This is a genomic window from Labrys sp. KB_33_2 (assembly GCF_052114505.1).
Lineage (GTDB): Bacteria > Pseudomonadota > Alphaproteobacteria > Rhizobiales > Labraceae > Labrys.
The window spans coordinates 40,669-66,081 of the sequence record NZ_JBFREW010000004.1 but is presented as its reverse complement, the minus strand read 5'-3'; the positions used below and the strand labels follow the sequence as shown (position 1 = coordinate 66,081).

29 protein-coding genes and 1 tRNA gene are annotated in these 25,413 nt (G+C 61.6%); 17 read left to right on the top strand and 13 right to left on the bottom strand.

Annotation, left to right across the window (positions count from 1 at the left end; genetic code table 11):
• The first annotated feature begins 139 nt into the window (after nucleotides 1–139).
• The 4 genes from tkt to AB4037_RS08745 all read left to right on the top strand — a co-directional run bounded on the left by tkt (nucleotide 140) and on the right by AB4037_RS08745 (nucleotide 6,278).
• Entirely contained in the window at nucleotides 140–2,128 is a 1,989-nt protein-coding gene (tkt, locus tag AB4037_RS08760; protein ID WP_434955163.1) for a transketolase, read from the top strand.
• Nucleotides 2,129–2,265: 137 nt separating this feature from the next.
• Nucleotides 2,266–3,276, top strand: a complete 1,011-nt coding sequence (gene gap / locus AB4037_RS08755; RefSeq protein WP_434955164.1) for a type I glyceraldehyde-3-phosphate dehydrogenase — start codon at nucleotides 2,266–2,268, stop codon at nucleotides 3,274–3,276.
• A 168-nt stretch (nucleotides 3,277–3,444) separates the two neighbouring features.
• On the top strand, nucleotides 3,445–5,562 hold the full coding sequence (locus tag AB4037_RS08750) for a tetratricopeptide repeat protein (protein WP_441771261.1): 2,118 nt from the start codon (nucleotides 3,445–3,447) through the stop codon (nucleotides 5,560–5,562).
• Nucleotides 5,563–5,564: 2 nt separating this feature from the next.
• On the top strand, nucleotides 5,565–6,278 hold the full coding sequence (locus AB4037_RS08745; RefSeq protein ID WP_441771260.1) for a DUF3142 domain-containing protein: 714 nt from the start codon (nucleotides 5,565–5,567) through the stop codon (nucleotides 6,276–6,278).
• Between the two features lie 46 nt (nucleotides 6,279–6,324).
• On the opposite strand, the gene AB4037_RS08740 is transcribed toward AB4037_RS08745, so the two are convergent.
• Both AB4037_RS08740 and AB4037_RS08735 read right to left on the bottom strand, forming a co-directional pair.
• The gene (locus AB4037_RS08740; RefSeq protein WP_441771259.1) at nucleotides 6,325–6,879 is read right to left on the bottom strand and encodes a TetR/AcrR family transcriptional regulator; all 555 of its coding nucleotides are present in this window, start codon (nucleotides 6,877–6,879) and stop codon (nucleotides 6,325–6,327) included.
• 114 nt (nucleotides 6,880–6,993) lie between these two features.
• Nucleotides 6,994–7,869, bottom strand: a complete 876-nt coding sequence (locus tag AB4037_RS08735; protein ID WP_441771258.1) for an NmrA/HSCARG family protein — start codon at nucleotides 7,867–7,869, stop codon at nucleotides 6,994–6,996.
• A 96-nt stretch (nucleotides 7,870–7,965) separates the two neighbouring features.
• Between AB4037_RS08735 and AB4037_RS08730 the strand changes: the two genes are divergently transcribed.
• The 8 genes from AB4037_RS08730 to AB4037_RS08695 all read left to right on the top strand — a co-directional run bounded on the left by AB4037_RS08730 (nucleotide 7,966) and on the right by AB4037_RS08695 (nucleotide 14,859).
• Nucleotides 7,966–8,862, top strand: coding sequence for a LysR family transcriptional regulator (locus AB4037_RS08730; protein WP_441771257.1), 897 nt, complete (start codon nucleotides 7,966–7,968; stop codon nucleotides 8,860–8,862).
• Between the two features lie 167 nt (nucleotides 8,863–9,029).
• Nucleotides 9,030–10,220: a phosphoglycerate kinase gene (locus AB4037_RS08725; RefSeq protein WP_441771256.1), complete on the top strand. Its 1,191-nt coding sequence runs from the start codon at nucleotides 9,030–9,032 to the stop codon at nucleotides 10,218–10,220.
• 47 nt (nucleotides 10,221–10,267) lie between these two features.
• Nucleotides 10,268–11,332 (top strand): class II fructose-bisphosphate aldolase, encoded by a 1,065-nt coding sequence (gene fba, locus AB4037_RS08720; protein ID WP_441771255.1) that lies wholly within the window; start codon nucleotides 10,268–10,270, stop codon nucleotides 11,330–11,332.
• 129 nt (nucleotides 11,333–11,461) lie between these two features.
• The gene (locus AB4037_RS08715; protein WP_434955172.1) at nucleotides 11,462–12,112 is read left to right on the top strand and encodes a thiamine phosphate synthase; all 651 of its coding nucleotides are present in this window, start codon (nucleotides 11,462–11,464) and stop codon (nucleotides 12,110–12,112) included.
• On the top strand, nucleotides 12,109–13,215 hold the full coding sequence (locus AB4037_RS08710; protein ID WP_434955173.1) for a hypothetical protein: 1,107 nt from the start codon (nucleotides 12,109–12,111) through the stop codon (nucleotides 13,213–13,215). Before AB4037_RS08715 ends, AB4037_RS08710 begins: the two co-directional genes overlap by 4 nt.
• 56 nt (nucleotides 13,216–13,271) lie before the next feature.
• Nucleotides 13,272–13,718 (top strand): pyridoxamine 5'-phosphate oxidase family protein, encoded by a 447-nt coding sequence (locus tag AB4037_RS08705; protein ID WP_434955174.1) that lies wholly within the window; start codon nucleotides 13,272–13,274, stop codon nucleotides 13,716–13,718.
• Nucleotides 13,719–13,856: 138 nt separating this feature from the next.
• Nucleotides 13,857–14,645: an inositol monophosphatase family protein gene (locus AB4037_RS08700; protein ID WP_434959589.1), complete on the top strand. Its 789-nt coding sequence runs from the start codon at nucleotides 13,857–13,859 to the stop codon at nucleotides 14,643–14,645.
• Nucleotides 14,646–14,782: 137 nt separating this feature from the next.
• A tRNA-Met gene (locus tag AB4037_RS08695) sits at nucleotides 14,783–14,859 on the top strand.
• Here the strand turns inward: AB4037_RS08695 and AB4037_RS08690 are convergent.
• From AB4037_RS08690 to AB4037_RS08660, 7 genes are all read right to left on the bottom strand, one after another.
• Complete coding sequence (locus AB4037_RS08690) at nucleotides 14,816–16,423, bottom strand: recombinase family protein (protein ID WP_441771458.1); 1,608 nt, start codon at nucleotides 16,421–16,423, stop codon at nucleotides 14,816–14,818. The two genes, AB4037_RS08695 and AB4037_RS08690, sit on opposite strands and share 44 nt — an antisense overlap.
• 155 nt (nucleotides 16,424–16,578) lie before the next feature.
• Nucleotides 16,579–16,839: a hypothetical protein gene (locus AB4037_RS08685; RefSeq protein ID WP_441771254.1), complete on the bottom strand. Its 261-nt coding sequence runs from the start codon at nucleotides 16,837–16,839 to the stop codon at nucleotides 16,579–16,581.
• Complete coding sequence (locus AB4037_RS08680) at nucleotides 16,836–17,177, bottom strand: hypothetical protein (protein WP_441771253.1); 342 nt, start codon at nucleotides 17,175–17,177, stop codon at nucleotides 16,836–16,838. Before AB4037_RS08680 ends, AB4037_RS08685 begins: the two co-directional genes overlap by 4 nt.
• Nucleotides 17,174–17,473: a hypothetical protein gene (locus AB4037_RS08675; RefSeq protein WP_441771252.1), complete on the bottom strand. Its 300-nt coding sequence runs from the start codon at nucleotides 17,471–17,473 to the stop codon at nucleotides 17,174–17,176. The genes AB4037_RS08680 and AB4037_RS08675 overlap by 4 nt, the downstream gene beginning before the upstream one ends.
• Nucleotides 17,474–17,476: 3 nt before the next feature.
• Nucleotides 17,477–18,124 (bottom strand): hypothetical protein, encoded by a 648-nt coding sequence (locus AB4037_RS08670; RefSeq protein WP_441771251.1) that lies wholly within the window; start codon nucleotides 18,122–18,124, stop codon nucleotides 17,477–17,479.
• A 71-nt stretch (nucleotides 18,125–18,195) separates the two neighbouring features.
• Nucleotides 18,196–18,876: a helix-turn-helix domain-containing protein gene (locus AB4037_RS08665; RefSeq protein ID WP_441771250.1), complete on the bottom strand. Its 681-nt coding sequence runs from the start codon at nucleotides 18,874–18,876 to the stop codon at nucleotides 18,196–18,198.
• A 116-nt stretch (nucleotides 18,877–18,992) separates the two neighbouring features.
• On the bottom strand, nucleotides 18,993–19,190 hold the full coding sequence (locus AB4037_RS08660; protein ID WP_441771249.1) for a hypothetical protein: 198 nt from the start codon (nucleotides 19,188–19,190) through the stop codon (nucleotides 18,993–18,995).
• A 391-nt stretch (nucleotides 19,191–19,581) separates the two neighbouring features.
• On the opposite strand from AB4037_RS08660, the gene AB4037_RS08655 reads away from it, so the two are divergent.
• From AB4037_RS08655 to AB4037_RS08635, 5 genes are all read left to right on the top strand, one after another.
• The gene (locus AB4037_RS08655) at nucleotides 19,582–19,989 is read left to right on the top strand and encodes a hypothetical protein (protein WP_441771248.1); all 408 of its coding nucleotides are present in this window, start codon (nucleotides 19,582–19,584) and stop codon (nucleotides 19,987–19,989) included.
• Nucleotides 19,986–20,417 carry a hypothetical protein gene (locus AB4037_RS08650; protein WP_441771247.1) on the top strand — a complete coding sequence of 144 codons (432 nt, stop codon included), beginning with the start codon at nucleotides 19,986–19,988 and terminating at the stop codon, nucleotides 20,415–20,417. The genes AB4037_RS08655 and AB4037_RS08650 overlap by 4 nt, the downstream gene beginning before the upstream one ends.
• Nucleotides 20,410–21,351 carry a hypothetical protein gene (locus AB4037_RS08645; RefSeq protein ID WP_441771246.1) on the top strand — a complete coding sequence of 314 codons (942 nt, stop codon included), beginning with the start codon at nucleotides 20,410–20,412 and terminating at the stop codon, nucleotides 21,349–21,351. The genes AB4037_RS08650 and AB4037_RS08645 overlap by 8 nt, the downstream gene beginning before the upstream one ends.
• A gap of 255 nt (nucleotides 21,352–21,606) precedes the next feature.
• Nucleotides 21,607–23,010 (top strand): DnaB-like helicase C-terminal domain-containing protein, encoded by a 1,404-nt coding sequence (locus tag AB4037_RS08640; protein WP_441771245.1) that lies wholly within the window; start codon nucleotides 21,607–21,609, stop codon nucleotides 23,008–23,010.
• A gap of 36 nt (nucleotides 23,011–23,046) precedes the next feature.
• Complete coding sequence (locus tag AB4037_RS08635) at nucleotides 23,047–23,580, top strand: hypothetical protein (protein WP_441771244.1); 534 nt, start codon at nucleotides 23,047–23,049, stop codon at nucleotides 23,578–23,580.
• Between the two features lie 397 nt (nucleotides 23,581–23,977).
• Here AB4037_RS08635 and AB4037_RS08630 read toward each other — a convergent pair whose 3' ends face one another.
• The 4 genes from AB4037_RS08630 to AB4037_RS08615 all read right to left on the bottom strand — a co-directional run bounded on the left by AB4037_RS08630 (nucleotide 23,978) and on the right by AB4037_RS08615 (nucleotide 25,329).
• The gene (locus AB4037_RS08630) at nucleotides 23,978–24,178 is read right to left on the bottom strand and encodes a hypothetical protein (RefSeq protein ID WP_441771243.1); all 201 of its coding nucleotides are present in this window, start codon (nucleotides 24,176–24,178) and stop codon (nucleotides 23,978–23,980) included.
• Between the two features lie 56 nt (nucleotides 24,179–24,234).
• Nucleotides 24,235–24,687, bottom strand: coding sequence for a hypothetical protein (locus AB4037_RS08625; protein ID WP_441771242.1), 453 nt, complete (start codon nucleotides 24,685–24,687; stop codon nucleotides 24,235–24,237).
• 64 nt (nucleotides 24,688–24,751) lie between these two features.
• On the bottom strand, nucleotides 24,752–25,036 hold the full coding sequence (locus tag AB4037_RS08620; RefSeq protein ID WP_441771241.1) for an addiction module antidote protein: 285 nt from the start codon (nucleotides 25,034–25,036) through the stop codon (nucleotides 24,752–24,754).
• Between the two features lie 2 nt (nucleotides 25,037–25,038).
• Nucleotides 25,039–25,329, bottom strand: coding sequence for a type II toxin-antitoxin system RelE/ParE family toxin (locus AB4037_RS08615; protein ID WP_441771240.1), 291 nt, complete (start codon nucleotides 25,327–25,329; stop codon nucleotides 25,039–25,041).
• Nucleotides 25,330–25,413 lie beyond the last annotated feature (84 nt).

The following is a 25,413-nucleotide window of genomic DNA, read 5'->3' as shown; positions in this document are numbered from 1 at the left end:
ACCGGCTTTCGATCACCCCACCGCCGGTTGCGTGAATTTCAGGCACAAGCCCGGGGATCATTGACAGTCGGGGATGAGGTGCTAAGAACCCACCGCCCTTTTTTGCCAAATTCCGGCTGAAATCATCAGGAAACACTCCATGGCACTCACCGAAATGCAGAACCGCCTAGCCAATGCCATTCGTGGCTTGGCGATCGATGGGGTTGAGGCAGCCAAATCCGGTCATCCCGGCATGCCGATGGGCATGGCTGATGTCGCCACCGTGCTGTTCACGCGTTTCCTGAAGTTCGATGCCGCCAATCCCCATTGGGCCGACCGCGACCGCTTCATCCTGTCGGCGGGCCATGGCTCTATGTTACTTTATTCGCTGCTCTATCTGACCGGCGTCCCGGGCATGACGGTCGAGGAACTCAAGCATTTCCGCCAACTCGGCCACAAGACCCCCGGCCATCCTGAGAATTTCCACACCGTCGGCATTGAAACCACCACCGGCCCGCTCGGGCAGGGCATCGCGACCGCCGTCGGCTTTGCCTTCGCGGAGAAGATGCTCGCTGCCCAGTTCGGCAAGAAGGTTGTCGATCACTATACCTATGTCATCGCCTCCGACGGCGACCTGATGGAGGGCGTCAGCCAGGAAGCGATCGCTCTTGCTGGTCACTACAAGCTCAACAAGATGATCGTGATGTGGGATCACAATGGCATCTCCATCGACGGCCCGCTGACCCTTTCGGACTCGGTTGACCAGATCAAGCGCTTCCAGTCCGCTGGCTGGCGCGCGGTGAATGTCGACGGCCATGACCAGGATGCCATCGCCGCCGCCATCGAGGCTGCGCAGAAGTCGAGCAAGCCGACGCTGATCGCCTGCAAGACCACGATCGGCTTCGGTTCGCCCCATCGTGCCGGCACCTCCAAGGCCCATGGCGAGCCGCTCGGGCCGGAAGAAGCCAAGCTCTCCAAGGAGAATCTCGGCATCACCGGCGCGCCCTTCGAGGTGCCCGCCGACGTGCTCAAGGCCTGGCGCGAGGCGGGTTCTCGCGGCGTCGGTGCCCGCCAGGCCTGGGAAGAGCGTTTCGCCACTTTGTCCGAGCGCAAGCAGGCCGAGTTCACGCGCCGCATGGATCATGTGCGTCCTGCCAAGCTCGGCAAGGCCATCCTCGCCCACAAGAAGGCGCTCGCCGCCAATCCCACCGCGATGGCGACCCGCAAATCCTCCGAGGCTGCCCTCAACGTCATTGTCGAGGTCATGCCGGAACTGGTGCTGGGCTCGGCCGACCTGACGCCCTCCAACAACACCAAGGCCAAGGGCCTGGTGGAGATCACCCCGAAGGACTTCAAGGGCCGCTACATCCATTGGGGCATTCGCGAGCATGGCATGGCTGCCGCGATGAACGGCATCTATCTGCATGGCGGCTTCGTTCCGGCCGGCGGCACCTTCTTCGTCTTCACCGACTATGCCCGCCCCGCCATCCGCCTTGCGGCGCTGATGGGAACCGCTCCTGTTTATGTCATGACCCATGACTCGATCGGCCTCGGCGAGGACGGTCCGACCCACCAGCCGGTCGAGCATCTGGCGGCTTGCCGCGCGATGCCGAACATGCGCGTGTTCCGTCCCTGCGACGCGATCGAGACGGCGGAATGCTGGCAGCTCGCGCTGGAGCGCACCAACGGGCCGACCATTTTGGCGCTGACCCGCCAGAATCTGCCGCTGCTGCGAGAAGCCACCTCGGCCAATCTGTGCGCCCAGGGCGGCTATGAACTGGCCGGCACCGGCGGCGAGAAGGCCGCGGTGACGCTGTTCGCTTCGGGTTCCGAGGTCGAGATCGCCATGAATGCCCGCGCCATCCTCAACCAGCGCGGCGTGCCGACCCGTGTGGTCTCGGTGCCTTCGCTGGAACTGCTCATTGGGCAGTCGCAAGAGGTCAAGGCCAAGATCATCGGCGACGCTCCGGTGAAGGTCGCGGTGGAAGCCGCCGTCCGCTTCGGCTGGGATGCGGTGATCGGTGCTGATGGCGGCTTCGTCGGCATGACCGGCTTCGGCGCCTCCGGCCCGATCAAGGACCTCTACAACCATTTTGGCATCACGGCGGAAGCCGTGGCCGAAACCGCCTTGCGCCGCCACAATGGCTGAGCATGAGCTGTAAACGAGCTGGGCGCACGCAAGTGTGCTTTGCTCTAACTCTTTGTTTTGACGCATTTTCTTAATCGAAAAGCCTGTCGGCTTTTCTGTAAAATGCTCTAGCTGAAGGCAGAGAAAGGAAATATCGGATGACAGTTCGTGTCGCCATCAACGGCTTTGGCCGCATCGGCCGCAACATCCTGCGCGCAATCGTCGAGGGCAAGCGCAAGGATATCGAGGTCGTGGCCATCAACGATCTCGGGCCGGTGGAGACCAACGCCCATCTGCTGCGCTACGATTCGATCCACGGCATCTTCCCCGCCGAGGTGAAGGTCGAGGGCGACTCCATCGTCGTGCAGGGCAAGAAGATCAAGGTCACCGCCATCAAGGATCCGGCCCAGCTCCCCCACAAGGAGCTGAACATCGACATCGCGATGGAGTGCACCGGCATCTTCACCGCGCGTGACAAGGCGGCCGCCCACCTCAAGGCCGGCGCCAAGCGCGTGATCGTCTCGGCCCCCAGCGATGGCGCCGATCTCACCGTGGTCTATGGCGTCAATCACCAGGACCTGACCAAGGACCACCTGGTCATTTCCAACGCCTCCTGCACCACCAACTGCCTGACGCCGGTGGCCAAGGTGCTGCATGATGCCTTCGGCATCGAGCGCGGCTTCATGACCACGATCCACTCCTACACCAACGACCAGCCCTCGCTGGACCAGATGCACAAGGATCTCTACCGCGCCCGCGCGGCGGCATTGTCGATGATCCCGACCTCGACCGGCGCCGCCAAGGCCGTCGGCCTGGTGATGCCTGAGTTGAAGGGCCGACTCGACGGCACCTCCATCCGCGTACCCACGCCCAACGTCTCGGTGGTCGATCTCAAGTTCAACACCAAGAAGAAGACTAGCGTCGAGAAGATCAACGAGGCTATCATCAAGGCTTCCAAGCGCGGCCCGCTCAAGGGCGTGCTGGCCTATACCGACGAACCGCTGGTGAGCCGCGACTTCAACCACAACCCGGCTTCCTCGATCTTCGCGCTCGACCAGACCAAGGTCATCGACGAGAAGTTCGTGCGTATCCTGACCTGGTACGACAATGAGTGGGGCTTCTCGAACCGCATGGCCGACACGGCGGTGCATTTCGCCAGCCTGATCTGAGCGCCTTTTTTCAGTGAAGTGAGTAAGGTGCCGCGGGTAACTGCGGCGCCTTTTCTTTTGTGTAGCCTCCACATCCGAGTTTGCCGGCGCTCGGCATCGGTTGCTTGTCCCGGGGCGCCTGTGATTGACTGGCGCCGCAATGGGCGGCGCGAAGGGGAGTGAAGCCATATGGCTCGGCGAGGCGTCTGGTTCTTCGTTCTCATCGTCGCTGTCTTGAGCCCGATCGCGGCTCGGGCCAGCTCCGATGGCGACTGTAAGCCGAGTTGGAAGATTGCGGGCACGGGATCGAACACCTGCAGCAATCTCGCCGTGCTGCAACCCGGCAACGACACGCGTGCCAATCTGCTGCTCCTGCTCGCCGGCCAAGACGATGCGCAGCCCGCGCCGGTCCGGTCGGATGAGGAGGAGGCAAGCAAGGTGCTGGCTGAGCCGAGCGATTGGGCCACCTTCCGTAGCGCGCTCTACCCACCACCCTCGACGGGCGGCAACGGGCTCTATGCCGCGGGCGAGGGCTCGCGCTGCCGCAGCAACGATGCGGGTACAGCCGATTTCGTGATGGCTCTCAGGGCAGAGCAGGGCGTCACATCCGCTGAAAGGGATGAGTTGATCGCCGCCCGGCAGGGCCTGCGGCCCGATTGCAGCGGAGCCGGGGCGGGACGAGAGGCCGTTTCCGCGGCCGCCGAGCATGCCCAGTCGCCCCTGGCTAAGGACTTTGCTGCCTATCTGTCGGGAGCGGCAGCCTTCTATGCCGGTGATTTCGACGCGGCCGCCCGGCATTTTGCTGCCCTGAGCCGTTCGACCCAGCCCTGGCTGCGGGAGAGCGGACGCTATCTTCTGGGGCGCGTGGAGGTGAACCATCTGCAGGCCGGCGCCTTTGACGAATATGGCAATCTGAGGGAAGTCCCGCAGCGCGATACCGGCAAGGCGACCGAGGCGGAAACGGGCCTCCAGGACTATCTGACGGCCTATCCGAACGGGCGCTACGCCACCTCCGCGCGTGGCCTGTTGCGCCGGGTCTATTGGATGAGCGGCGCCAATGCCAAGTTGCTCGCCGAATATGAGCGCCTCGTGGAGCAGAAGGCGAGCGAGCGCGGCATTTCCGATGCCGATCTCGCTCAAGAACTGGATAGCAAGCTATTGCCCCTTTTGGGGGCGGAACAGGTGCGCTCGCCCGTGTTGCTAGCAACCCTTGACCTGGTTCGCATGCGCAAGGGCGGTACCCTTAGTGGTGAAGCGTGCTGCAGCAAGGCCCTGACCTTGGAGGAGCTGAACGGGCAACGCGAATTCTTCGCAGGCAAGACGGACCTGTTCGACTATCTCGTCGCCTCCTATCAGTTCCATGTCGCTCGCCAGCCGCGTGCCGTTCTGGGCTTGCTGCCGGATCGGGCACAACAGAAAAGCTACGGCAATCTCGAATTCAGCCGGCAGGTGCTGCGCGGGCTGGCGCTGGACTCGGTGAAGGACCGTAACGCCCGCGGCTTTTGGCTCGATCTCATCCAGGGGGCAAGCCCCGTGAGCCAGCGTTTGGTCATCGAACTCGCTTTGGCCCTGCATGACGAGCGGGCAGGGACGCCTGAACACATCTTCGAGCCGGCCTCGCCGGTCCGCAATGAGACCATCCGGCAAACCTTGCTGCGATACAGCGCCGGCCCCCAATTGCTGCGCCGCCAGGCAGGCGATGCCGCCGCCTCACCGGCCGAGCGGGCGACAGCCCTCTACACGCTGCTTTATCGCGATCTCACCCGCGGGGCCTACAAGGCCTTTCCGGGGGATGTGGCGTTGGTGCCTGCCGATGCCAAGGTCGAGACGGATCCCGGTGATGCGAGGGGCGACGATCCACCGTCCTCGGATTTGTTCGTCAAACCGCAAACGGCGTCGGATTTCACTTGCCCCGATCTCAAGAGCAGCGTTGCCACGCTGTCCGCCAATCAGCGCGACATCACCGGACGACTGTGCCTGGGCGAGTTCATTCGCCTCAACGATCTCGATCGCGCCTTCCTGGATACGCCGCCGGCCAAGGATGAACTCGGCGGCAAGGGGGTGCAGTTTCCCGGCAGGAAATTTTCGCGGCTCGACACATATCGCACCGTCATCGGCGCGGCGGGCGCGACATCGGATCAGAAAGCCTATGCCCTCTATCGCGCCGTCTGGTGTTTCGCGCCGACGGGCAAGAATGGCTGTGATGACAGCGAGGTTCCCGCTGCACAGCGAAAGGCCTGGTTCAAGGCGTTGAAACGCGATTACCCGCAATCACGCTGGGCCCAGTCCCTGGAGTATTACTGGTAGAGATGCTGCGGCCAGTCTGTGCCCTCGCGATTTTCCTGGCGGCAGCCGGTGCCGCCGCGACGGCCGCGCCCGTTGACATCAACCGCCATCACAGTTTCTGGCTGTGGGCGGGGGTAAAGACGCAGCCCGAACTCGCACGGGCTCGCGAACTCTATCTCCTCGGCTCGGAGGTCGGTGCCCGGGAACCGGTTCGCCTCCTGTCGCGGCGAAGCGCCGTTCCCCGCCTTCCCGACACGCCGCTGTGGCTGGTGGTGCGCGTCGAGACCCTGGCATGGCCGCCGCAGATCTACGATCAGGTTCTCGCTCAGCTCGGGCGCTGGCAAGCGGCAGGCAATCGTGTCATCGGCCTGCAGATCGATTTCGATGCCCGTACGCGCCATCTGGAGAGCTACGCCTCCTTCCTCTCGGGCCTGCGCCGCCAACTGCCGGCGGAATACAGGCTCGGCATTACCGGTCTGATGGATTGGAGCAGCAATGGCGATCCCAGGGGGCTCGAAGCGCTTGGCGGCGTCGTGGACGAAGTGATCATCCAGACCTATCAGAGCCGCATCACCATCCCCGGCTATGCCGCCTACCTTTCGCGTCTGGGCCGGCTGCAGATGCCTTTCCGCATCGGCCTCGTGCAGGCCGGCGACTGGCAGGAGCCGCCTGGCCTCACCGCCAATCCCTGGTTTCGCGGCTATGTCGTGTTCCTGCAGAATCCGAGGCAGCGCTGACTTAGGATTCGTCCGTCAACGAACGAATCCAATTGGCTCGACCTTGTCATTGCCGGCTTGACCCGGCAATCCAGTTCCTCCTTCCGGACGTCGAAGAAGAGCCCCTGGATGCTCGGGTCAAGCATCGGCATGACAAAGGTGGCGCTTCAGTTATTTCCGGACAATGCCTTAGTGATGATTTGGAGACGGTCGGGGCCGCAGATGAGGTGGCCGTCTTGGCATGCTTCACGCGCGGTATTCTCTCTCGATCAATGCTCTGCCGAGCCGCGAGCCTTCGCCTCCTTCGCAAGGCGTCCGAGCTGGGCGGTCTGTGATGCATTGCGGTGATCGCTCCGGTAGCCGGCCGGAAAGAGGCGGACGCCGCTTTCGTGCTGCACCAGATCTCGACCGCGGCGGCGGCCATTTCCTGCACGACGAGCGATGCGAACAGCTCTTCCTGGCTGGCAAACAGGTCAAATGCCTTGGCCTCGGATAGGCCGGCGCGCGTGGCGATCTCCTCCATGCTCACGGCGTCATAGGGCTTGGTGAAGAACTTCCTGCGAGCGATGCGCAGCATCTGTCGGGCGCAGGCGATCATGTCGTCGTTGCCCTTCACGGGCATGAACGGGGAGGATAGGTCCGAGTTGAGATCGCAACTGTCTCCGACGGAAACGGCGCCTCGGATGATCCGGGGCTCCGTTTTGCGCATGATTGTCAGCGGCAATGGCCCGCATGTTTATTGCGGATCGAGGATGCGCCAGTCGAAGCTGCCTGCCCAGTCGGCGAAATTGTGCCAGTTCACCTCGGGGAAATCCTTGTGCAGGCCGGCGACATCGACGTCGTAGCCGACCCGATCGAACCACTCGAACATGATGGCGGCATCCTCGCTCTGCTGGCGGATCGCGGCGGTCGGCACTTCCTGGTAACGGATCGGACGGTTGGTTGCCCGCGAGAGAATTCTCACCAGCTCCTCGCCGGAGAGCTCGTCCCCTGCATAGTCGAAGCGTTTGCCGAAGACCTTTTCGCGACGCTCCACCAGGGCGGCATTGAACGCGCCGATGTCTGCCAGCGCCACCTGCTGCAAGGCGCGCTTGGCCGGGACAGCGAGGGCGTACACACCCTGGCGCAGGCTGTCGATCGACCAGGGGGCCACGCTGTTTTCCATGAAGAAGACCGGCGCGCTGATCGTGTAGGGCACGCCGAGCCCAGCAATATGCTGTTCGACCAGATATTTGCTGTCGAAATGCGGGATGCCGGTAGCCTTGTCGGCGTCGGCGACGGATGAGTAGATCAAGTGCCCGATACCGGCTGCCTTGGCCGCGTCGGCGGCAGCGATGCCCTGGCGGGTTTCTCCGTCAGTCCCGTCAGCCAGCATGGTTCCCATCAAGAACATCGTGTCGACGTCGCTGGCTGCCTTGACGATAGAGGCCGTGTCGTCGAGGTCACCAGGCACAATCTGTGCGCCCGCCGCTGCCAGGGCCTGCGCACCGGCACTGTCGGGTCTGCGGCTCAATGCCTTGACGTGATGCCCCCTGGAAAGCAGGTCGCGTGCGACTGCACCTCCCTGCTGACCCGTGGCACCGGTAACCAATACAGTCCGTTTGGTGGTCATTTCACCGCTCCTTGCTTGTGATGAAGCAAATTTAGCGCTGCCACATCGAACCATAATGGACTATTATTGGAAAACATCGTTCCAAATTTGGATATAATGCTTGATCTCAACGACATTCTGGTTTTTGCCCGGGTGGTCGAGGCCGGCAGTTTCACCGGAGCCGCACGGCTGCTCCGTGCGCCCAAGACCACAGTGAGTCGCCGCATTGCTGCGCTTGAACAGGCCGTCGGTGCGCGCCTGCTGCAGCGCACGACGCGGAGCCTCGCCATGACGGAGGCCGGACGCCTCTATTACGAACGCAGCAGTGTGGCGCTGAGGCTGATCGAAGAGGCAAATCTGCGCCTTGCGGAAACAAGAACGGAACCTTCGGGTACGATCCGCATTTCCGCGCCTGCCGGATTTGCCGACCATCTGCTCAACAGTGCCGTGTTCGATTTCCTTGCCGCCTATCCCAAGACCAAGGCTGAATTGATCCTGACCGATGACCGGCTCAATTTGATCGAGCATGGGATCGATCTGGCCTTCCGGACCGGTATCCTCCCGGATTCCACTTTGATCGCGCGCAAGCTTGGCGTTACGCATAGAATCTTGTGTGCCGACCCGAATTATCTCGCGCAGTTCGGAACGCCGCAGGCCACAGCGGATCTCGCCCGGCATGCCTGCGTGATCGTCGGCCCATCGGTGGACGGCGCGCCATGGGTACTGGAGGGGCCAGGGGGCCAGGAAACGGTGACGGTTTCAGGCCGTTTCGCCGTCAACGACATGCATTCGGCGCTATCGGCGGCGATTGCCGGCTATGGCATCGCCCAATTGCCCTACCAGTTCGCAGAGTCTGCCCTGCAAGACGGGAGGCTGCGGCGTATTCTCGAAAATCATACCATGTCAGCCGGTGGCCTCTATGTCGTCTATCCCAGCAGCCGGCATCTATCGCCTCTGATCAAGGCTTTCATCGAGCTGGTGGTGCGAAAGCTCGATACGCAATTGTTCCGATGAGCGCTGAAGACGACCGCGCGCCGAGCAATCTTTTGACGCAATTTAGGTCCTTCCGTCGTCTTGAGCGCTTTATCGATCCGGCAGCTTGCTCTATTGCTCGCCGGTGATTTTGCGAGGCGGGCGCGGTATGCTAGGCACCTTGCCGAAAACAGATGGACAGGACAGGCATGAGCGCTTTTCGCACCCTCGACGACGTCAATGTGGAAAACAAGCGCGTTCTGGTACGCGTCGACCTGAACGTCCCGATGGAGAATGGCGTCGTCGGTGATGCCACCCGCATCGAGCGTGTGATCCCCACCATCCTGGAGCTGGCGCGCGCCAGGGCAAAGGTCATCCTGCTCGCCCATTTCGGCCGGCCCAAGGGTGTGGATCCCAAGGAGAGCCTGAAGCCTATCGCCGCCAAGCTCGCCGAGATCGCCAAGCGTCCCGTCGCCTTTGCCGAGGATTGCATCGGCGAGGTTGCGGCCAAGGCGGTCGCCGCCCTGCAGCCGGGCGACATTCTCTGCCTGGAGAACACGCGTTTCCATCCCGGCGAAGAGAAGAACGATCCTGACTTCGTCAAGGCGTTGGCCGCCAATGGCGACATCTGGGTGAACGACGCCTTCTCGGCCGCCCACCGCGCCCATGCCTCGACTGAAGGCCTCGGCCACCTCCTGCCAGCCTATGCCGGACGCACCATGCAGGCCGAGATCGAGGCGCTGTCGCGCGCGCTCGAGCAGCCCAAGCGCCCTGTCGTCGCCGTGGTCGGCGGTGCCAAGGTCTCGACCAAGCTCGAGTTGCTCGGCAATCTCGTCAGCAAGGTCGACGCGCTGATCATCGGTGGCGGCATGGCCAACACCTTCCTGCACGCCCAGGGCGTCGGCGTCGGCAAATCGCTGGCCGAGCGCGACCTCGCCGATACCGCCCGCGCCATCCTCGCCAAGGCGGAGAAGGTCAACTGCGCCATCATCCTGCCGGTGGATGCCATCGTGGCCTATCATTTCGCTGCCGATGCGCCGAACCACGCCTATGGCCTCGATTCGATCCCGCATGACGGCATGATCCTCGATGTCGGGCCGCAATCGGTGGAGCGCATCAAGGGTGCCATCGACGAGGCGGAGACGCTAGTGTGGAACGGCCCGCTGGGCGCTTTCGAACTGCACCCCTTCGACCACGGCACGGTGGCGGCGGCCAAGCATGTCGCCGCGCGCACCAAGGCCGGCAAGCTGCTTTCGGTCGCCGGCGGCGGCGACACGGTGGCGGCGCTCAACCATGCCAAGGTCGCCGAACAGTTCTCCTATGTCTCCACCGCCGGCGGCGCCTTCCTCGAATGGCTGGAAGGCAAGCCGTTGCCGGGCGTGGAGATCCTGCGCGCCTGACGCGTCCGGCCAATCGCTCGCGCCTCGGCAAATTTCGGAGACTTCTCATGGCACGCATCACCCTTCGCCAGTTGCTCGACCACGCCGCCGAGCATGGCTATGGCGTCCCCGCCTTCAACATCAACAATATGGAGCAGGTAATCGCCATCATGGAGGCGGCCAAGGCCACCGGCTCGCCGGTGATCATGCAGGCCTCTCGCGGTGCGCGCCAATATGCCAACGACATCATGCTGACCAAGATGATGGATGCGGCAGTCGAGATCTATCCGGACCTTCCGGTCTGCGTGCACCAGGACCATGGCAACAACGAAGCGACCTGCCTCACCGCCATCCAGGCCGGCTTCACCTCGGTGATGATGGACGGCTCGCTCAAGGAGGACGGCAAGACGCCGGCCGACTATGGCTATAATGCCGGCATCACCCGCCGCGTCGTCGACATGGCCCATTGGGTCGGCGCCTCGGTGGAAGGAGAACTCGGCGTGCTCGGCAGCCTCGAAAGCGGCACGGGCGAGGCCGAGGACGGCCACGGCGCCGAAGGCGAGCTCTCGCATGACCAGCTCCTCACCAATCCCGACGAGGCGGTGAAGTTCGTCAAGGACACCAAGGTCGATGCGCTCGCCATCGCCATGGGCACCTCGCATGGCGCCTATAAATTCTCCCGCAAGCCCGATGGCGCCATCCTGGCGATGAACGTCATCAAGGAAATCAACCAGCGCATGCCCGACATGCATCTGGTCATGCATGGTTCTTCCTCGGTGCCGCAGGAGCTCCAGGACATCATCAACAAATATGGCGGCGAGATGCCGCAGACCTGGGGCGTGCCGGTGGAGGAGATCCAGCTCGGCATCAAATACGGCGTGCGCAAGGTCAATATCGATACCGATTGCCGCATGGCCATCACCGGCCAGATCCGCCGTATCTTTGCCGAAAATCCGGGCGAATTTGATCCGCGCAAATATCTCAAGCCGGCCCAGGATGCGATGATCAAGCTGTGCAAGCAGCGCTATGAGGAGTTCGGCACCGCGGGCCAGGCTGCCAAGATCAAGGTCATTCCGCTCCACGAGATGGCCAAGAGCTACAAGGCCGGCAAATTCGAGCCGAAATTCGCTTGAGCGGTTCCGGAAAACCGCCTCGCGCCTCTCGGCTTGAGCGAGACGACAACGAAATCGTACAGTATCGGAGCCGATCCCGGGATCGGCCCCGATGCCGTAGCAAGAAGAAGGACGCCCGGGATTCCCTCCATGGCTGAAGTTCCATCCCGCCCTCCCGTCCAGATCTATCTGGTCACCCCGGCCCTCGACGATGTCGCCCCCTTCCTGCCGGCCCTGCGGGCCGCGTTGTCGGCCGGCGACATTGCCTGCGTGCTGTTCACCCCGGTGGCCGGCGACGACAACGGCGCCAAGAAGCTGATCAAGGAGATCGCGCCGGTGGTGCAAGGCGCGGGCGCGGCGCTGCTCGTCAGCGGCTGGAGCGCGGTGGTGGCGCGGGCGGGTGCCGATGGCGTGCATCTCAATGACGGCCGCAAGGGCCTGACCGACGCGCTCGACAGCTTCAAGCCTGAGCGCATCGTCGGAGCGGGCGGCATCCGCACGCGTGACGAGGCCATGACCGTGGCCGAAAGCGGCGTTGACTATGTCATGTTCGGGGAGCCGGCGCGCGATGGCCGCCTGCCGCCGCTGGAGGGCGTGGTAGAGCGCACCGCCTGGTGGGCCGAGCTCTTCGAAGTGCCTTGCGTCGCCTTCGCGCCGGATCTGGCGGCGGTGCCGCTGTTCGCCGATGCCGGTGCCGATTTCGTGGCGCTCGGCAATGCCGTCTGGAATCACGAGCAGGGGCCCGCCGAAGCGGTTGCGCTGGCGGACCGGCTGCTGAAGCAGAGAGGAAGTCTCGCATGAAGCGCATCGCTGTTGCGGCCGCGCTCGCGCTGCCGGTCCTTCTCGCCTCGTTGCCGGGCCGCGCGGAACCCTCGCCCCCTGCCGACGCCGCACAGCCGGCCGAAGCCAATGGCGGCGAGGCGGGCAAGCCGGCAGAGGCAGGTGCGCCGGCCACGGCTGCTCAACCCGCATCGGAAGCCGCCAAGCCCGCGGAGAACGCGCCTGGCGAGGCCGCGCCGCCATCCGGTGCCGCCAAGCCCGCGGAGGTGGCAGCCCCCGCCGTGCCGGGCGGGCCGCCGCCGGATCTTGCCTATGGCGCTTTCCAGCGCGGCTACTATCTCAGGGCGCTGGAGGAAGCCACCAAGCGCGTGGTGGCCGACAAGGATCCTGCGGCGATGACCCTGATCGCCCAGCTCTATGCCAATGGCCTGGGCGTGCCGCCCGATCCTGTGAAGGCAGCGCAATGGTATTCCGAGGCGGCCGAGCGCGGCGATCGCAACGCCATGTTCGCCTATGGCATGACCAAGCTCCTGGGCAAGAACGTGCCCAAGGACGAGCCGGGTGGCATGCTGCTGCTCAACCGCGCCGCCGAATTGGGCGTGCCCGAGGCGGCCTATAATCTCGGCATCATCGCCCTGCGTACCACCAACGGTCCGCCCGACTACGCCACCGCCTATAAGCGCTTCAGCCAGGCGGCTCTCGCCAATAATGGCGATGCCCTCTATTCGCTCGGCGTGCTGACCAAGGACGGCAAGGGCGTGCCGGCCGACAAGAAGAAGGCGACCGAGTTCTTCCTGGCCTCGGCCAATGCCAGCAATATCGACGGCATGGTGGAATATGGCATCGCCCTCTTCAACGGGGAGGGCGTGCCGCGCGACCAGGAGATGGCGGCCGACTGGTTCGAGCGCGCGGCCCGGCGTGGCTCGCCGATCGCCCGCAATCGCCTGGCGCGGATGTATGCGGCCGGCATTGGCCTGGCGCCCAATCCGGTGCTGGCCTGCATGTGGCATCTGCTCGCCAAGGCGGCGGGGCTCGACGACAAGCAGCTCGACGAATATGTCGCCCGACAAACGCCGGAGGTGCGGGCGGCGGCCATTCAGGGCGCCCGCTACTACGGCATGTAATGCCAACCGATCTTTTTCTTCAGGTTGGTACGAAGGATCGATAGGGGAGGTTGGCGGTGCTGGATGCGGCGGCGAGGGCGGTGATCGAGCGCCATTCGCTCGGCTATGTGGCGAGCGTCAATCCTGACGGGACGCCCAATCTGTCGCCCAAGGGCATGATGCTGGCCTTGGACGACCACCATATCGTTTTCGGGGAGGCGCGCTCCCCGGGAACCTTGCGCAACATACGCGAGCGCCCGGTGGTGGAGATCAATTTCGTCGATGTGCTGGCCCGCAAGGGCGTGCGCATCCGCGGCCGTTGCGAGGTCATCGCCAAGGAGAGCGAGGCTTTCGCGGCTTTGCGTCCGCATTTCGACCGCTGGGGCGCCCTGGCCGACCGCATCCGCCATTTCGTGCGTGTTCGCGTCGAGACGGTGAAGCCGATTTCATCGCCCGCCTATGACATCGGCGCCGAGGAAGAGGCACTGCGCAGCCATTGGAAGGCCTATTATCAGGGCCTGTGAACCTTAAGGGCCGCTGCGATTCGAATTTTCACGCCGGTCGCATTTTCCCGTTCATATCGGCGGCATTTTCCATTAGACAGGCCGCTTCCCATTCCCGTGCCCCGTGCTCCGGGGCGGCTGTTATTTGAAAGTTTCATGATGCTGCGTTCACCTTTGATGAATGTGATGGTTGCTGCCGTGCTCAAGGCCGGCAAGGGTCTCAAGCGCGATTTCGGCGAGCTGGAGAACCTGCAGGTCTCGACCAAGGGGCCGGGCGATTTCGTGTCCGTCGCCGACAAGAAGGCCGAGCGCACGCTGCATCAGGAACTGGAGCGGGCCCGTCCGGGCTATGGCTTCGTGATGGAGGAAGCCGGCGTCGTCGAAGGCGCGGACAAGACCCATCGCTGGCATATCGATCCGCTCGACGGCACCACCAATTTCCTGCACGGCGTGCCTTTCTTCGCCGTTTCCGTGGCCTTGGAGCGCGAGGGCCTGCTGGTAGCCGGCGTCGTCTACAATCCCGCCACCGAGGACCTGTTCGTGGCCGAGCGCGGCAAGGGCGCCTTCCACAACGAACGCCGCATCCGTGTCTCCGGCCGCCGCCTGATGGAGGATTCGATCGTGGGCATGAGCCTGGCGCGCCTCGGCCGCGGCCAGCACCAGACCAACCTCGCCGATCTCGGCACCGTGATGGGCAAGGTTGCCGGCGTGCGCAATTTCGGCGCCGCCGCCCTGGACCTGGCCTATGTCGCTTCCGGCCGGCTCGACGGCCTGGCCGCGCGCTGGCTCTCCTCCTGGGACCTGGCGGCCGGCATCGTGCTGGTACGCGAAGCCGGCGGCTTCATCTCCGACATCCGGGGCGGGGACACCATGCTGGACACCGGCGACATCGTGGCCGGCAACGAAGCCATCCACAAGGGCCTGCTCGGTCTGCTCACCAAGGCCTGATATTGGGCCTGACATCGCGGCCGCTGGGGCGAGACGCCAGCAAAAACGGGGAGGGGAGAAGATTTCCTCTCCCGCCCGCTTGACAGTTTCGGCCCAGCCTTGCATAAGCCGCCCGTCCCGGCAGTGCCGGGCCCCGTGGCGGGGTAGCTCAGCTGGTTAGAGCAGCGGAATCATAATCCGCGTGTCGGGGGTTCAAGTCCCTCTCCCGCTACCATCGAATTCACCGACAGATCGCTCAAGAGCGGCGCAAGGTGGCCAGTCACTTCAAAGACATATGGCTCGTGCGCCTGCCTTGGGCGGATGGTTACGGCTTCGACGAATACCCGGAAGAGATTGCGTAGATCGGCGGGGATATCGCCGAATCCTCCACTCAGGATCACGCGCAGCATTTCCAGATTTTGATGGAAGGCCTTCACGGCAGTCGGGTGCAGCTCGATCACGTTCGTCTCGTTGGCGGCTGTCGCCAGCTCCGCAGCATAGCGGTCCCGGTCGGCGCGCAACGGCGCCAGACGCTCAACGGCCTCGCCAGCGTCAAGAATTCCCGCCCCGATCATATCGACAATACGGCTGATCCCGGCTTTAGCGTCCGCCAGTCCCTTCTCCAGTTTCGCACGCCCGCGCCGCGAAGCAGCCTCAAGCGCTCGCCTTTCCTCCCGATAGGCAGCGACATAGGCCGCCAGCAGCTCGGGCGTTTTTAGTTGTGCTCGCAGGTGGTCGACGACAGCCGCCTCGATCCGCTCGACATAGTACCGGGATTGATTGTCGCAAGTTCGAGCCTCCTTATGGTTCGAACAGATGATGCGCTGGCCGCCGCGGTCGGGGCCTTGAATGACCATACTGCCGCCGCAGGCACCGCAGCGCATCAGACCGGACAGCAGCCTTTTCCCCGGTCGGCCGCCGCGAGAGTTCGGCCCACGCGCCAGAGCCTGCTTTCGGGCGGCTGCCTCACCGGCGTCATCTTCCCGTACAATCCGCAAATGCGGCACGTCGACCGTCTGCCATTCGTTTTCAGGGTTTGGCCTCGATACCCTCTTGCCGGTGTCAGGGTCGCGAACCATGCGCACGCGGTTCCAGACAAGCCGGCCGCTGTAGAGCGGGTTTTGCAGCAAGCCATTGCCCCGCTTGGTATTGCCGTTGATCGTTGACGCTGCCCAGCGGCCACCTCGAGGCGCGGTTACGCCATCCTGGTTCAGGCCGATGGCAATACTTCTCGGGCTGGATCCTGCCCGGTACTCGGCAAAGATCCGACGCACGACGGCGGCCTCTTCCTCAACAATCTCCATTTCACCTGGTTTGCCAGGAATCGGCCGGTAGCCATAGGCACGGCCGCCGGCATGCCTTTTGTCGCGGATGACGCCAGCCAGGCCGCGACGTACCTTGTTGGCGAGGTCAGCGAGATAGAGGCTGCCGAGCATGCCGCGAACGCCGATCTGGACCTGATCGACCTTCCCCTCATGGACAGCGAGGATTTCAACGCCCCGGAATGATAGACGCTTGTAAAGGCCGGCAAGGTCCTCCTGATCGCGGGAGAGACGGTCCAGGGCCTCGACGATGATGGTGGTAAAGGTGCCGGTCTTTGACGCGTCGATCAGGCTGAGAAGCCCGTCGCGCCCGAATACAGAGGCGCCAGAACGGGCGCGGTCGTGAAACGTGGAAACCACATTGATGCCGTTCCGTTCTGCGTAGGAGCGGCAAAGCGCGATTTGATCCTCGACGCTGCGATCGTTCTGCAGGTCAGTCGAGTATCTGGCGTAGATCGCCCCGCGCTTGGTGGTCATTGCCGCTTCCCGATGTGTTTGCGATGAGGCGGGCGTGATCGATACGCGCCTGACGCCGTGCCAATGCTTGAACGAACTCGATTAAGAGCGGATCTGGCGGCCGCTGCAATTGGCTGCAACGGCCGCCCCCAAGAGCGGAGGATGGTAGGGCTGGGCTAGCCATCGGCGCAATGCCTCTCTTTCGCGTTCTTGGTCAGGCAATAGATCGTCTCCCGAACCTCCATGACGCGAACCGTCATGCCGTTGCGCTCGACCATGTTCCTGGCCTTCTCAAGCGCCCGGTCATAGGTGGTCAGCTTGCGCGCGGGCACGGCAAGGAAGCGCCGTTCTTGGTCCTTTGACAGCTTGTCCAGAAGTTCCTTCGGCTCAGGCATGTCGGCGACGTCGAATTCGACCGGAATACGAAGGCTGCTCATGCGACGCCGCCCTCAGACCATGTCGACGGATCAGTCATCGGCAGCTTTTCGTGCAGGAGGCCGCGCTCGGCGTGCCATTGGATCATCTTCACCCGCATGGCGCTGTCGCTGTACCAGATCTCTCGTAGCTCCGCGGCCGCGTCGAGCGCGTCTTGCGGCGGGATGTTGGGAGGGATGAGGCCGAAGGAGAGATCTGGAGGTATCAGTCGTTCCCGGTGGGCTTCGTCCGGGATGATGATGTGCCAATAGAGGCCGCCAGCCTGGATCCGGTCCATGAGGTCCTTGACGAGGCGGGAGAACGGCGCCTGAGGCGCCGTGAAGTTGATGATGTTGGTCATGCCGCGGCCTTCTCTCGATCAAGCTCGGCAACCACCTGCTCTTTCCAGTTGGGGTTGGCGTCCTGCCACGAACGAAAGCGCCACAAGCCGTCGATGTAGGCGTTCCTCGTCGCCTTTTTGTATTTTCGATTGCCGAAATAGACGGAGATGAAGAGCTTCTCTCGATCGCGATAATAGGAAACCTCGTGGCCAACCATGCGTTCGGTCGCGAGGTAGTCGGCGGCTGTGAAAGGTTCGAGGAAGGTCGCTGCGATCTCTGTCGAGCTACCTTCCTGCTGGCGAATAGCGATGTTCATCGCTCAGTCCTCCTGCATGGCAGCGAATGCCAGGACGTTGCTCACAAAGCTCATCGTTTCCCATTCGCCGGTATCCAAATTGGCTTGATCTTTATTCCAGAGGAGGCTTTCAGCTCGGACGATTTTCGCCTGCACAACAAGACCATTGACCGTATGGGGCACAATCGACATTGCCTGCTGAACTAGGAGGTCGCGCCTTTCGCAAAGAGCGCCGTACTCGTCTTCGATGGCTTTTGCACCGATTTCGATCACGAAGGATTTGTAGCGCAGAAGGTGCTCTTTTGCGGCCCGCCGAAGTTCAGCAACTCGGGCCGTAATTCGCTTTAGCGAGCCGGAGTAAACTGCGCCGCGGGGCACTTCGAGTTTTTCCGCCTGATAGTAGTTCCACGTGTCGCCAGCACGCAAAGGTTCACCGCCTGTGCCACGCCACCAGTACCGGTCATCATTGGTGACGAGTAGCGACTCTGGGACGTCGTCGAAGAATGCGTCACGGATTGGGATTAGTTCTGCATCCTGCCGACAATTCTCCGAAATTTGGATGTCCAGAGCATCAATCCGGCGGCCCAGTTCAATTAGCTCAGCATCTGCATATTCAATTGCGGCAAGGCTGACGACTGGGGTGTGGGCGGCGATAGGGGTCAAAGCATTCATGGCAAGGCTCTCCATTCCGATGATCCGGAGGAGCCTGTTATCGACTAACGCATATTATCTGTCAACGCATATTATCCGTTTTGGAATTTGGGCGGCAAAAATCGACTGGGATCCCTATCTAAACTCCATTTGCCGCGCGGAATCACAGCCTCGACCGCGCTTATAGAGTTCGGATTTAATCCCGCGATGGGATCGGCGTTGAAGCAAAAGACTTGAACTTCATCGGATTTCGCCGCCCTCATAACCCGGCCCAGAAAGGCATTCCCATTCCAGTCCTCCACGTAGCCCAGGAACGGCATATCAATCTTCTTGGGGACTTTCTCAGAAAGGCAGACAAGGTCACCTTCATCATATTTCGGCCTCATCCCATCGCCTAGGACGAGAAGTGCCCAGGATGAAGCTGGCAACATTAAATTGACCCAAGCAAAGGCGCGATTTTCCTCAGGGACTTTACCGAACTGGGTGACAGCGCTGGCATTGCCGATTGTGCCTTCAATGACGATAAAAGTTCTAGGAGAAAGGGGCTCGGTTTTTCCGCTGAGAAACCCCTCTGCTATGTCTTCATCGCCGGATTCTCTGGCGTATTCGAGGAATTTTTTGAAGGCGGCAAATCTGGGAAGTGCGCCCTTTTCCCATCGAACGATAGTGGATTGGCCAACCCCCAGCTTCGTGCCGAGCTCTGTTTGCGTCAGCCCGTGCTTCTTGCGGAATTCAATAACGCGCTCGGCGATTACCTTGGAATAAGCGTTCATGCCTTCCTCGCTAACCCGGCCTGGGCGCGCTTGCAATATGCGGCAGCCGATAACTGCCGGATTTCTCGCTTGCGAAAATATCAGTATGCGCATATATGCGTTTTATGAGCCAAATTTCATTCATCCGAGTTTCCATCTTCAAGCTTGGGCAGATTGCTTTCGCTGAAATAGCTGGCGTCCGGCAATCCACGGTCTCGCGCTGGGATCGCGGTGAAGCTTACCCAACCCAAGTGGAAATGGTGCGAATCCGCGAACACGCCAGGAAGCACGGCATTCCCTGGAATGATGCCTGGTTTTTTGACGAGCCATGCCACACAGGTTCATCGTCACGTCAGAGCCGCACAGTACGCGCGGCGCGCGGCGCGCGTGAGCCGAGCAAGGCCGCGCTAGCATGAACATCGATATTGCTCACCCCGGCAATCTATCCGCTCTCGTTTGCAACGCGGCTTCACTTCGCTGCGCCCTTCCCCTTGATCACACGTCGATATCGGTGGGTAGGCAGCCGGTGCAACGCCGGCCGTCTCGCCCTTTTTCTCTCGCGCTTCAGTTTTGTGATGGCGCGGAGCGACAGATCCCCGCCTTTTCGCATCGTTTCTCCTCGGACCCGCGCGTCTTCCTGGCAGTCGCCGCGCTGAGCCCTTGCTCAACTACTGGATCGGCAACGGTGAGAACCGTGCCCGTCGTGCACCCCATAAGGAGCACGACATGCCGAGCAGTTTCATCCGCCAGAACCGGACATTTTCTCCAGACGAGGCAAAAATGAGTGCCGCGACAGCGATCGATTACGACGATGCTGCACGTAGCTTTGTGGAGCGTATCGAGAACCTTCGCGGCCGGGATGCCGCAGCCCGCGCGATCGGCGCTGGTTCAGGAACTCTTGAAAACATCCGGCGCGGCCGGCGAAAGGGCATCTCAGTTGGCCTCTTCGTGCGCATCCAAGGAGCTGTGATACGTGAGCTTGAAAAGGAAATCCGCACGCTGGAGGCAGAGATTGCTTTTGCTGAGCAGTGTGGTGTCGGCGCTGATAACGGTGAAATTCTGGCGGCTCAGGCTGCGATGCAAAAGGCGATCACGACGGTTGAAAGGCTCACCCGGCGAGGGCGCGCCGAATGACAACCCTGAGCCGCCAGAAGTCTGACCTCGTTCACGCCTTCCGGGCCTGCCTGTGTGAGCTGGCGCTTGACCTTGGCTATCAGGTCTCGAAGCGGGCTGGTGGCAACGACACGATAGCGATCGAGCGCAACAGATTGGTTTGCGACCGAAATGCAGACCTGTTGGTGAGCATGACCTTTCACGGCGCAGATTTCTTTCTAGCCGTGACGATCGATCCCGTGGGCTGGGATCAGAAGACATCGCCAGAGATCGACGACTATTTCCAATGGGCGAACCAGCTGCGCGCCAACGGCATCGGCGCCTTCCATTTCACCGGCACGGAGATCCGCGTGGCCGTCGGCCTGTGCGCCGATCAGGCCATCAATTCCATCATCGATTTCCAGACTGGCCGCATCATCGCGGCGGCGGCAGGGCTCAGCAATGGCTAGTGCAAAGACTGAACGCAAAAGCCCCTGGCTGAAATTCTACCCCACCGATTGGCGGGCAGATCCAAAGCTGCGCATGTGCAGCATTGCGGCGCGCGGCCTGTGGATGGAAGTCATTTGCCTGATGTGGGAGTCCAGCCAGCGCGGGCATCTGCTGGTGAATGATCGAGCGGTTACGCCCAAGCAGTTGGCATCGTTGGCCGGCATCAGCCTGAAGGAATGCTCTGCTCTCCTCGCGGAGCTGCAGGAGGCAGCAGTCTACAGCGTGAGCGAAGACGGCGCGATCTATAGCCGGCGCATGGTGCGGGATATCGAGAAAGCGGAGCGCGACAGAAACAACGGTAAAGGGGGAGGCAACCCGAACCTTATCCCTCAGGTTAACGGAGGGGTTAACCCCCAAGACGATGAAGGGGATAAGGGGGAGGATAAAGCCCATAGTACGCGCACGTCCGCGTACCATATTCCAGAAGCTAGATTAGATAGTTCCACCTCTACGGTTGATACTAGCGTATCAACCTCCGAGGTGCCGCCTGCCCAGCCTGCGGCCGCCTTGCCCGAAGAACAGTCCGACGAAGACTTGTTCTGGTCCCTGGCCAAGGAATGCGAGGCGAAGGGCATCACCCGTTCGCGTCTCGGCAAGCTCATGAAGCTGGCCCACGCTGGGGCAACCACCATGCCGGCAGCCACGCGGCTGGTGCAGAGCTGCCTGAAGGCAAAAGACCCTTCGACCTATTTTGGCGCCACCATCCGAGAGCTTGAGGATGAGGCCGGCGTCACCAGGGCCAAGCAGATCACCCAGGCCAAGAACGGCAAAAAGGTCCCTCCTTGGGTGAGCGAATGGCGAGAGGCTGGCGAGACGGTCACGCCGATCGGCCCGAACCAATGGGCATCCCGCGGCAAGACCTACGACGACGAGGGGAGGCTGACCGGATGGTAGCGCGTAACGTCGACGAGATTTTCCGAGAACATCACATTCAGGCCAGGTCGAACCGCAATGGACGTTTCAGAACAGTTTGCCCCGAGTGCAGCGCCAAACGGAAGCACAAGCGCGACCGGTGCCTCTCCGTCAAGGTCGATGGGAGCGGCGCCCAGTGGTACTGCCACCACTGCGGATGGAACGGCGGCGAATTCTTCGAAGCGCAGCGCAGCGGCTACGGCCTACGCCGCGAGCAGGGGCATCAGTTCAGCGACTTTGGATCGGCTCAGCGCCGAGTCCGGTACAACCTTTTTCCCGGGCATTGAGCGGCGGGACGAGGCACTTTTCTGGCCCTATTTTGTTGGCGGCCAGCGAACTTATTGGAAGGCGAGGGCGCTCTCGGAAAAAACCTTTGTGTCGCAGAAGGACGCCAAGGCTTCGTTCTTCAATCTCGACAACGTTCTGAGCGGCCCTCTCGATGCTGTTTACATCACGGAAGGGGAGTTTGACGCGGCATCGCTGATCGAGGCCGGCATCTCCCTCAATCGCGTGCTGTCGGTCCCTGGTGGCGCGCCTGAGAAGCTGCGCGAGGAGGACGAGGAGAGCACCGACGGTTTCGGGTACGTTCTCGATGCGCTTGCGATGGGCCTGAACAAGGTTCGGAAATTCGTCTGGTGTGGCGACAGTGACGGCCCCGGACGGATCCTGCGCCGCATCATGGCGAAGATCCTCGGGCAGGCTCGCTTTCACTTCCTCGAATGGCCGGACGGGGTGAAGGACGCCAACGATTTCCTGTTGAGCGACGGCGCCGATGCGCTTCGCGAAATGGTCGAACAAGGCTCGTTGCCTTGGCCGGTAGACGGTCTGTATCTCATGAGCGAGATCCCGGAACCGCCACCGATATTTACGTGGTCGCCCGGCTTCGAAGAATGGGAAAACAAGATCAAGCTCGCGCCAGGCATGCTCAGTGTCGTCACCGGTCTGCCCAACCACGGAAAGACGGTCCTATGGGCTCAGATCTGGTTCCAGATCGTGCGCAAATACGGATTCCGCATAGCGATGGCGTCTTTCGAGACCGGCGAAAAGCCCCACCTTCGCCGGCAGATCCGCACCCTGCACAGCCTCGTCCCTGAGATGAACATGGATGGCCGGATGATGGCCGCCGCCGATCGCTTCATTGACGATCATTACGTGTTCCTCAAGCACCCCGAAGGGCAGCCGGATCTGAACTGGCTCCTCGATCGAGCCGAGGTCGCGGTTGTGCGCTACGGCGTCAAGGCGATCCAGGTCGATCCTTGGAACCGCATGGAGCACAAGCGCGAGAATCGCGAGAGCGAGACCGACTATATCGGGCGCTGCCTCAACGCGGTCATCCAGTTCGCTCGGGACATGCACTGCCATGTCCAGATCCTGGCCCACCCGTCCAAGCGCGATGGCCACCTGAGGAAGGAACCGCCGGAACTGGAGGACATCTCAGGTTCCATGAACTGGTTCAACAGGGTGGACCAGGGCTTTGTCGTGCATCGGCCTGACTTCTTCAAGGACGGCAAGCGCTGCACAGAAGCAGACCTCTACCAGCGGAAAGCCCGCTTCGAAGAGCTGGGCTACGTCTGCAAGGTCGGACTGAATTACGACCTTGAAAAGCGCCGCTACGTCTCCACCGATTATGAAACGAGGTGATCTATGGCCCGAGCAGGACGCAAGCGACAGCCTGGCATGCGCGAACCGAACGGGCGCCTATCGCGCTCGAAGCCAGCCAGGATCGAACGCGAGAAGGATATCAAGGCCGTGATGATTTCTGCCCGCATGCGTCAGACCGGTTTGCCTGAGAGCCTTGTGGATGGCCGGCCCGAACTGGGGAAGCCCAATGTCGGCACCACGCAGGGATGGCTGCGGATCCAAGGCGAGCTGAACAAGGACCAGTTCCAGGCAGCAGAATGGTATCTGGGCAAGCGGAATGAATACCTTCAGGCGATTGCCGCGCCTGGCGCCGTATCGAACCGTGTTGTCCTGCCAGAGGAGGGAAGCGACCCGGAGGCCTATGCTCGCTGGTGCAGGCGCACGATTTTGAAGTGGGACGATATCATGAGCTGCCTGCAGGTCGCGTCCACAATCGCCCGCATGCCGATCATTTCGGCCTTCGATCACATACTCGATCGCCAGACGCCGAACCTGCCCCACATGTACGGCGGTTTGCGCATCGGTCTCACGGCAATTTACCGCATATTTCTAAGGGTTGGCACCAGTTAGGCTTGACAACCCCCATGTCAGAAATTCATCGTCTCTAATGGTACCTGAGGATATTCGCGCCCGGAGCTAAGAAGCTGCCGGGCTTTCGCACACCGAACCAATGGATGTGCGATATGGCTAAAATTCAGGAACCGAAACGAGGCCGCCGCATTCGCGATCTTCTCCGCATGAAGGCGCGTTGTCGACGTGTTCGTCCTTGGGATGCTAAGGCCAAGGATGCCGAGCATATGCAAGTGTGCTCCAGTTGGTGTTGCGGCAATCAGCGTCGTTGGCAGGGACCAACGATCCGAGAGCTACGCTGCAGATAAATTCGTCGTTTCCAAGCCACGTGTAAGTTTCAAGCAGGCAGACGGACGAGGGATGGCGCTCGCCCGGTTCTGCCCTGCTTGATATGGCACTATTTCCTGTCCCGCCTGCCATTGGGAATACTGTTCAAGATTGCCAGCGTGCCGCCGCCGACCAATCCTGAAATCAGAGATGCATACAGCGTCTCCATCGGGTTCGATACGAAACGATGCCAGTCGATCGCGGCCCTGGCGACGCAAAAGGCCAACCAGAACAACAAGATCTGTAGAACGATCTTTTTGAGCTTCGACATGAGGGCTCTCTCTTCGAGTTCCCTTTCATCATAGCACGACCGGCGAGGCCGAGGCTTCATAGCTTGCGGATGAATGGCTGCGCTTTGCCGGCCACATAGGCAAATATAAGCGGCTTAAAGTGGCACATGATGCTTATCTCGACGGAGTTTAATGTAATTTTATCGTAAGCATATGCGCCAAGAGCGCGATAAACGGCACTCTTGCTCTTTGATAACATTAGGTACTTTATAATATAATTGCCTGCTTTCTCAGGCTGTTCTCTCAAAACCAGCAGAAGATATTTCCGACTTTCATCTATAATTTCGTTCGAAAAACTCTCAACACAAGAACAGTCTTGGCCGAATGTCTTCCGCTGGCAGAGGGTGACAATCTCCGCGCGGTCCTGCTCTGGTGTCCCAAACAGATCTTCAGCTGCAGCGCTACGCTCTGAGGGCAGGATGGACAGCAGGGCGATGACAACGAGGGTTAGCAGTGCACCTCGACCGCGTACGTTCACCGAGCCTGTCATCGCTGATCCCTTCAAAGTCCAAGCTCCGCATGATCATTTCGGTGATGTCACCGACATGGTCACCTCAAGCTGCCCGCGCCTCGATCTTCATGCCGAGCGCCTTCATCACGCCGAAGAAGGTAGACAGGCGCGGGTCGCCATCGGGGGACAGAGCCTTATAGAGAGCTTCCCGGGTAAGGCCGGTATCGCGGGCAAGCTGGGTCATCCCTTTCGCTCTGGCAATATCGCCAAGGGCAGCGGTGATAAGGGTGGGATCGCCTTCTTCGAAAGCGGCTTCAAGATAAGCGGCCATCGCCTCGGGGGTATCGAGGTATTCGGCCGGATCCCATTGGGTTGTCTTAAGGGCCATTGTCAAACCTCCTTTGCCATGGCTTTGGCCTTCGCAATGTCTTCCTCCTGCGTGCGCTTGTCGCCGCCACACAGAAGGATCACCAGAGTTTCGCCGCGCTGATGGAAATAGACCCGATATCCGGGGCCATAGTCCACGCGCATTTCGCTGACGCCTTCTCCGACCGGCTTCACATCGCCAGGGTTGCCCATCTGCAGGCGACGAATGCGAATGTTGATCCGGGCGACAGCGGCCTGATCCCGCAGCTTGCGGAGCCATTTGGCGAAGTCTTCTGTCTGGCGAATGTCTGGCATGCCGTGAACTATAATTCACAGTTCGTAATTGTCAACTATAATTCACAGTTCGGAATAACCAGAAGGCGCCCCGTCAACCGGGCG

Bases quoted from the DNA above. Each gene is read 5' to 3' on its own strand.
- tkt (WP_434955163.1), top strand. From the start codon at position 140: ATGGCACTCACCGAAATGCAGAACCGCCTAGCCAATGCCATTCGTGGC.
- gap (WP_434955164.1), top strand. From the start codon at position 2,266: ATGACAGTTCGTGTCGCCATCAACGGCTTTGGCCGCATCGGCCGCAAC.
- AB4037_RS08750 (WP_441771261.1), top strand. From the start codon at position 3,445: ATGGCTCGGCGAGGCGTCTGGTTCTTCGTTCTCATCGTCGCTGTCTTG.
- AB4037_RS08745 (WP_441771260.1), top strand. From the start codon at position 5,565: ATGCTGCGGCCAGTCTGTGCCCTCGCGATTTTCCTGGCGGCAGCCGGT.
- AB4037_RS08740 (WP_441771259.1), bottom strand. From the start codon at position 6,879: ATGCCCGTGAAGGGCAACGACGACATGATCGCCTGCGCCCGACAGATG.
- AB4037_RS08735 (WP_441771258.1), bottom strand. From the start codon at position 7,869: ATGACCACCAAACGGACTGTATTGGTTACCGGTGCCACGGGTCAGCAG.
- AB4037_RS08730 (WP_441771257.1), top strand. From the start codon at position 7,966: ATGCTTGATCTCAACGACATTCTGGTTTTTGCCCGGGTGGTCGAGGCC.
- AB4037_RS08725 (WP_441771256.1), top strand. From the start codon at position 9,030: ATGAGCGCTTTTCGCACCCTCGACGACGTCAATGTGGAAAACAAGCGC.
- fba (WP_441771255.1), top strand. From the start codon at position 10,268: ATGGCACGCATCACCCTTCGCCAGTTGCTCGACCACGCCGCCGAGCAT.
- AB4037_RS08715 (WP_434955172.1), top strand. From the start codon at position 11,462: ATGGCTGAAGTTCCATCCCGCCCTCCCGTCCAGATCTATCTGGTCACC.
- AB4037_RS08710 (WP_434955173.1), top strand. From the start codon at position 12,109: ATGAAGCGCATCGCTGTTGCGGCCGCGCTCGCGCTGCCGGTCCTTCTC.
- AB4037_RS08700 (WP_434959589.1), top strand. From the start codon at position 13,857: ATGCTGCGTTCACCTTTGATGAATGTGATGGTTGCTGCCGTGCTCAAG.
- AB4037_RS08690 (WP_441771458.1), bottom strand. From the start codon at position 16,423: ATGACCACCAAGCGCGGGGCGATCTACGCCAGATACTCGACTGACCTG.
- AB4037_RS08685 (WP_441771254.1), bottom strand. From the start codon at position 16,839: ATGAGCAGCCTTCGTATTCCGGTCGAATTCGACGTCGCCGACATGCCT.
- AB4037_RS08680 (WP_441771253.1), bottom strand. From the start codon at position 17,177: ATGACCAACATCATCAACTTCACGGCGCCTCAGGCGCCGTTCTCCCGC.
- AB4037_RS08675 (WP_441771252.1), bottom strand. From the start codon at position 17,473: ATGAACATCGCTATTCGCCAGCAGGAAGGTAGCTCGACAGAGATCGCA.
- AB4037_RS08670 (WP_441771251.1), bottom strand. From the start codon at position 18,124: ATGAATGCTTTGACCCCTATCGCCGCCCACACCCCAGTCGTCAGCCTT.
- AB4037_RS08665 (WP_441771250.1), bottom strand. From the start codon at position 18,876: ATGAACGCTTATTCCAAGGTAATCGCCGAGCGCGTTATTGAATTCCGC.
- AB4037_RS08655 (WP_441771248.1), top strand. From the start codon at position 19,582: ATGCCGAGCAGTTTCATCCGCCAGAACCGGACATTTTCTCCAGACGAG.
- AB4037_RS08650 (WP_441771247.1), top strand. From the start codon at position 19,986: ATGACAACCCTGAGCCGCCAGAAGTCTGACCTCGTTCACGCCTTCCGG.
- AB4037_RS08645 (WP_441771246.1), top strand. From the start codon at position 20,410: ATGGCTAGTGCAAAGACTGAACGCAAAAGCCCCTGGCTGAAATTCTAC.
- AB4037_RS08635 (WP_441771244.1), top strand. From the start codon at position 23,047: ATGCGCGAACCGAACGGGCGCCTATCGCGCTCGAAGCCAGCCAGGATC.
- AB4037_RS08630 (WP_441771243.1), bottom strand. From the start codon at position 24,178: ATGTCGAAGCTCAAAAAGATCGTTCTACAGATCTTGTTGTTCTGGTTG.
- AB4037_RS08625 (WP_441771242.1), bottom strand. From the start codon at position 24,687: ATGACAGGCTCGGTGAACGTACGCGGTCGAGGTGCACTGCTAACCCTC.
- AB4037_RS08620 (WP_441771241.1), bottom strand. From the start codon at position 25,036: ATGGCCCTTAAGACAACCCAATGGGATCCGGCCGAATACCTCGATACC.
- AB4037_RS08615 (WP_441771240.1), bottom strand. From the start codon at position 25,329: ATGCCAGACATTCGCCAGACAGAAGACTTCGCCAAATGGCTCCGCAAG.